Below are 4,354 nucleotides of genomic sequence, written 5' to 3'. Positions count from 1 at the left end.
CCCGGTCCGCACACCCCCTCCGTCGTGGCCCACCGCGGCGCCTCCGAGGACGCCCCCGAGCACACCCTGGCCGCGTACCGCCGGGCCATCGAGGACGGCGCCGACGCGCTCGAATGCGACATCCGGATGACCGCGGACGGGCACCTGGTCTGCGTCCACGACCGCCGCGTCGACCGCACCTCCAACGGCCGGGGCGCCGTCTCCGCGCTCGAGCTGGCCGATCTCGCCGCCCTCGACTTCGGCTCCTGGAAGGGGCAGGCGGGCGACAAGGAGGAGCCGGACCGCGACAGCCGCGACAACACCGCGGTCCTCACGCTCGAACGGCTCCTGGAGCTCGTCGCCGACGCGGGACGCCGCATCGAGCTGGCCATCGAGACCAAGCACCCGACCCGCTGGGCCGGCCAGGTCGAGCAGCGGCTGCTCGACCTGCTCCGCCGCTACGGGCTCGACTCCCCGCCGCCCGACGAGCCCTCGCGCGTGCGCGTCATGAGCTTCTCGGCGCGCTCGCTGCACCGGGTGCACGCGGCGGCACCCGCGGTCCCCACGGTCTATCTGATGCAGTTCCTGCTGCCGCGCCACCGGGACGGCGCGCTGCCGCGCGGGGTGCGCATCGCGGGGCCGAGCATCCGGATCGTACGCAATCACCCCGACTATGTGGCGCGCCTGCACCGCGCGGGGCACCGAGTGCACGTATGGACCGTCGACGATCCCGCCGATGTCGAACTGTGCGCTCATCTGGGCGTCGACGCGGTGATTACGAACCGCCCCAAACAGGTACTGTCGCAACTCGGACGCTGATAATGGGCATTACAAGGCGTGCACCGGCGCGTTCGGTACGTATTTGATCGTGACGAGTGCGTCACCAGATGCCACATGGCCTGTTTCTGCTCCAGCCCTGCGGGGCATCCATCCCGTGGCGTGGGGCTAAGGAGGTCTCGGGGGTGGCGTTGGTGGTGGCACGGCAGGTGCCGACGTCTTCGACCATGGCCGTACCCCATGGTCCTGCGGGCGTAGGTGCGGCACGGCACCGGATGCGTGACGATTTGAGCAGGACTGGGGTATCGGATTCGGTCATAGACGATGCGGTACTGATCCTTTCGGAACTACTCAGCAACGCATGGCGACATGGTCGCCCATTGGGCTCCGACGCTGGCGACGGGACCGTCCGGGCGGCCTGGCACGTCGATGAGTACGGCCGGCTGACCGTCGAAGTGACCGACGGCGGCGGACCGACAAGGCCGGTTCCGGCCAATCCCTCCATTACTGCGCGTGGCGGTCGCGGGCTCAACATCATCACGTCGCTCGCCGAGGACTGGGGGGTGCGCGACGGCACCGGGGAAGTGACCGTATGGGCGTCGCTTCCCGCCCATGACGGCTTCCGTGACGGATTCAACAGGCCCGTCACCCTCCTCCCGAGGCTCGACCCCGATCTCGATCCCGGCCTCGATCCCGATCTTGATCCCGATCTTGATCCCGGCCTCGGCCCGGATCTCGACCCTGATCTCGACTTCGCCGATCTGGACGAGCTCGCCTAGGGCACTCACCCAGAGCACTCGCCCAGGACATACGGTCGGCCTCGCCGACGGGGTTCGCCGACTGGGTTCGGCCAAAGGGCTAGGCTCCCGCCCGTACCAGTCGTACGGGCCGTACGGAGCGACCGTGGCCGTACGAGACGCACGCGGCCGTACGAGAACGCCACGAGCCGCACGATCGGGAGACAGCCACACCATGGGCAAGAAGCGCCGCCCCCAGACGACGAAGGCCGGACCGCGGGTCACGAGTGCGGAGATCCCCGTGGTGGGAGCGCGCGAACCCTGCCCGTGCGGCTCGGGCCGCCGCTACAAGGCCTGCCACGGCCGGGAGGCCGCGCACGCCGTCACCGAGCTGGTGCAGCGCCCCTTCGAAGGGCTGCCCGGCGAATGCGACTGGGTCGCGCTGCGCGAGCTCGTACCCGCCGCGACCGTCGAGCTGAACCTCGTCGAGGGCCTGCCCGAGGACATCCCGTCCGTGACCCTCGCCACCGTGCTGCCCATGGCCTGGCCGGCGCTGCGCCGCGACAACGGCGCCGTGCTGCTCGGCCTGCAGAACGACACCGCCTCCGGCGACATCAGCCGCGATCTGGCCGACACCCTGCAGCGCGCCCTGACCGCCGAGCCGGGGACGCCGGTCGCCGCCGAACGGGTCGCAGGAGAGGGCCCGCGGCTGCAGGATCTGCTCGATCCGAAGGGCGGTTTTTCGCCGACCCTGCACGACGGGTTCGAGTTCTGGCTCGAGGACGCCGCGAGCGCCACCGGTGAGGTCGCCGCATCCCTCGAACGGGCGAACGCAGCAGCCATCCCGACCGCCCGGCTCACCAGCGTCGAGGCCGCGTACTGGTGCCGTACGCCGGAGAAGAACCACCTGCGCTGGGTGATGTCCCACCCGGAGGAGCAGCTGCTCGACGCCCTCGCGCGGCTGCACGCCGCGGGCGCCTCCTCGCTCGGCGAAGGCACCCGGCTGGTCGGCTCCTTCCGGGCGCACGGCCTCACCGTGCCGGTGTGGGACCTGCCCGGCACGATGGGCGCGGAGGAGACGGAGAAGCCCGCCGAGGCGTTCGCGGAGCGGCTCGCCGAGGCGCTGGCCTCCGACGCCCCGCTGACCGCCGAACAGCGGCGGGCGCGCGGCGGTCTCACCAACCGTCAGGTGACGCTCAGCTGACGGTCGTACCGGGCTCGGGCGCGGGGAAGCCATACGCGTGACACTGCTCACAACTCTCCGCTACACCCTGCAATTACGCGTCCGGAAATCCGCGATCGAATTTGCGAACCGCCGATCTCTTGTTACGGTTTTAAAAGCCCGGTCGCTGGTGCATCCCCCGTCGCCAGCGACCGGGCGCTTCCATGTCCGCTCCGCGTCCCGCGCCCCGCGCAGGCGCACGGGGCGGCCAACGCCCCCCGCGGTGCCGTGAGTTGACTCCCGTACCGCGCGGCCTCGGCGAATCGCTCCCGCCGTGACCTCGGACCGTTCTCCTCGCGACCACGGACCGCTCCCGTCGCAACCGCAACCACAGCCGCGAGGGCCCACACGGCCGTCTCCGCGCCGTGGGCGGCCTCGCGGCCCCCGGGCCCCGGGGACGGCGCCCGCGGCGCCGCTCGCCGCCTCTCCGGCGTTCTGCGGGCCATCCCCGCGCCGCGCCCCCGGGCCACGTCACCAGGCCTCGTCCCCGGGCCCCGTCCCCGGGCCGCGCCGAGACCCCGCGCACGCACGTACGGCGGGGCGGGGTCAACAGGCGCGCCGGGAGGCGTCAGAGGCGTGAGTACAGGCGGTGCCAGGAGGCCTCAGGGGGCGCGGCAGGCGTCAGTAGGCGAGTCGGCTGCCGCCGTCGGGTGCGCTGCTGCTCGCCTCGACCAGCGCGTCCACCACCGTGGCGACCTCAGGCAGCCACGGCCGCCCCCCACGGCGCAGCGGGGCCCGCTCCCAGCGCACCCCGCCCGCGCCGATCTGCGACGGGGGCAGCACCAGATAGCCGCCCTCACCGTGGAACCGCAGCGAGCTGGGCACCCAGTCCTGGCGGTACAGCAGATCGCCGAGCTCTTCGAGGGAGTACGGGGCCACCAGAATCGCCCAGCGGGTGGGCGTGGCGATCACGGGGCCGAGCCGTACGCCGGACCGCTCGATGGCGCCCAGGGCCCGCATCCCGGCGACCGCCGGCAGGCTCACCGCGCACGGGCCGCGCCCTCCGGTGGCCAGAAGCACGGGCGCGGTCGGGCGGTTCGTCCACCACCAGCGCACCATGCGCGGGTCGGTGGTCGCCGCGAGGAGGACGGGGTCGAAGGGGTGGCCGCCGGGCACCGCGCAGTCCGGCTGAGGGCATCCGCACTCGCGCGGCCGGCCGCTGCCGGGCGCCAGGCCCACGCCGGGGAGTACGGGCCACTGCCACTCGGTGGCGCAGGTGAGCGCCGCACGGAGCAGCGGCGATCGCGCACCGCGCCGCAGCGAGAACTTGCGTCGCCTTCCGAGGATCTCGCGCATGAGCGCTCGTTCCTTTCCGTTAACGCCGAGGGCTGTTCCGTCGCACTACATGGCACTTCACATGGCACTACGTGGCGCTGTCCGGAGATGTTCGGCCCGTCACACCACGTGGATCACAAGTCACTGCGCGTACAAGGCAGCGCATCACGCCTCAGGCCGAGCGTGGAACGTGGCGAAGGGTGGCGCGCGCATGGCGCTTGCCGTCTTCGGTGGTGCGTTCCCTCGCCACTCGGGGATGGGCGCCGGCCGTTGCCGTCTATGACGCCTGGACCGGCCACGGGGTTCCGGGGCGGTCCTAACTGCCCCTGCCCTTCTCCGAATGTGTACCCGCCGCGGCGGGTAC

The 4,354-nt window shown here is 72.2% G+C and carries 4 protein-coding genes; 3 read left to right on the top strand and 1 reads right to left on the bottom strand.

Going from position 1 to position 4,354, the window contains the following annotated elements:
• The 3 genes from CCN51_RS49730 to CCN51_RS49720 all read left to right on the top strand — a co-directional run.
• Window positions 1-798: glycerophosphodiester phosphodiesterase (locus tag CCN51_RS49730; protein ID WP_425444809.1), on the top strand; the 798-nt coding region annotated here is incomplete at its 5' end.
• A 68-nt stretch (window positions 799-866) separates the two neighbouring features.
• Complete coding sequence (locus CCN51_RS49725) at window positions 867-1,535, top strand: ATP-binding protein (protein WP_063647554.1); 669 nt, start codon at window positions 867-869, stop codon at window positions 1,533-1,535.
• A gap of 193 nt (window positions 1,536-1,728) precedes the next feature.
• The gene (locus CCN51_RS49720; protein WP_014177862.1) at window positions 1,729-2,697 is read left to right on the top strand and encodes a DUF5926 family protein; all 969 of its coding nucleotides are present in this window, start codon (window positions 1,729-1,731) and stop codon (window positions 2,695-2,697) included.
• 639 nt (window positions 2,698-3,336) lie between these two features.
• On the opposite strand, the gene CCN51_RS49715 is transcribed toward CCN51_RS49720, so the two are convergent.
• Window positions 3,337-4,011 (bottom strand): bifunctional DNA primase/polymerase, encoded by a 675-nt coding sequence (locus CCN51_RS49715; protein ID WP_014177863.1) that lies wholly within the window; start codon window positions 4,009-4,011, stop codon window positions 3,337-3,339.
• Window positions 4,012-4,354 lie beyond the last annotated feature (343 nt).

The sequence above is a fragment of the Streptomyces milbemycinicus genome (assembly GCF_002154605.1).
Taxonomy (GTDB): domain Bacteria; phylum Actinomycetota; class Actinomycetes; order Streptomycetales; family Streptomycetaceae; genus Streptomyces; species Streptomyces milbemycinicus.
This window is presented reverse-complemented; position numbering and strand designations above follow the sequence as displayed.

Coding starts and splice junctions, on each gene's coding strand:
- CCN51_RS49715 (WP_014177863.1), bottom strand. CDS start 4,011: ATGCGCGAGATCCTCGGAAGGCGACGCAAGTTCTCGCTGCGGCGCGGT.
- CCN51_RS49720 (WP_014177862.1), top strand. CDS start 1,729: ATGGGCAAGAAGCGCCGCCCCCAGACGACGAAGGCCGGACCGCGGGTC.
- CCN51_RS49725 (WP_063647554.1), top strand. CDS start 867: ATGCCACATGGCCTGTTTCTGCTCCAGCCCTGCGGGGCATCCATCCCG.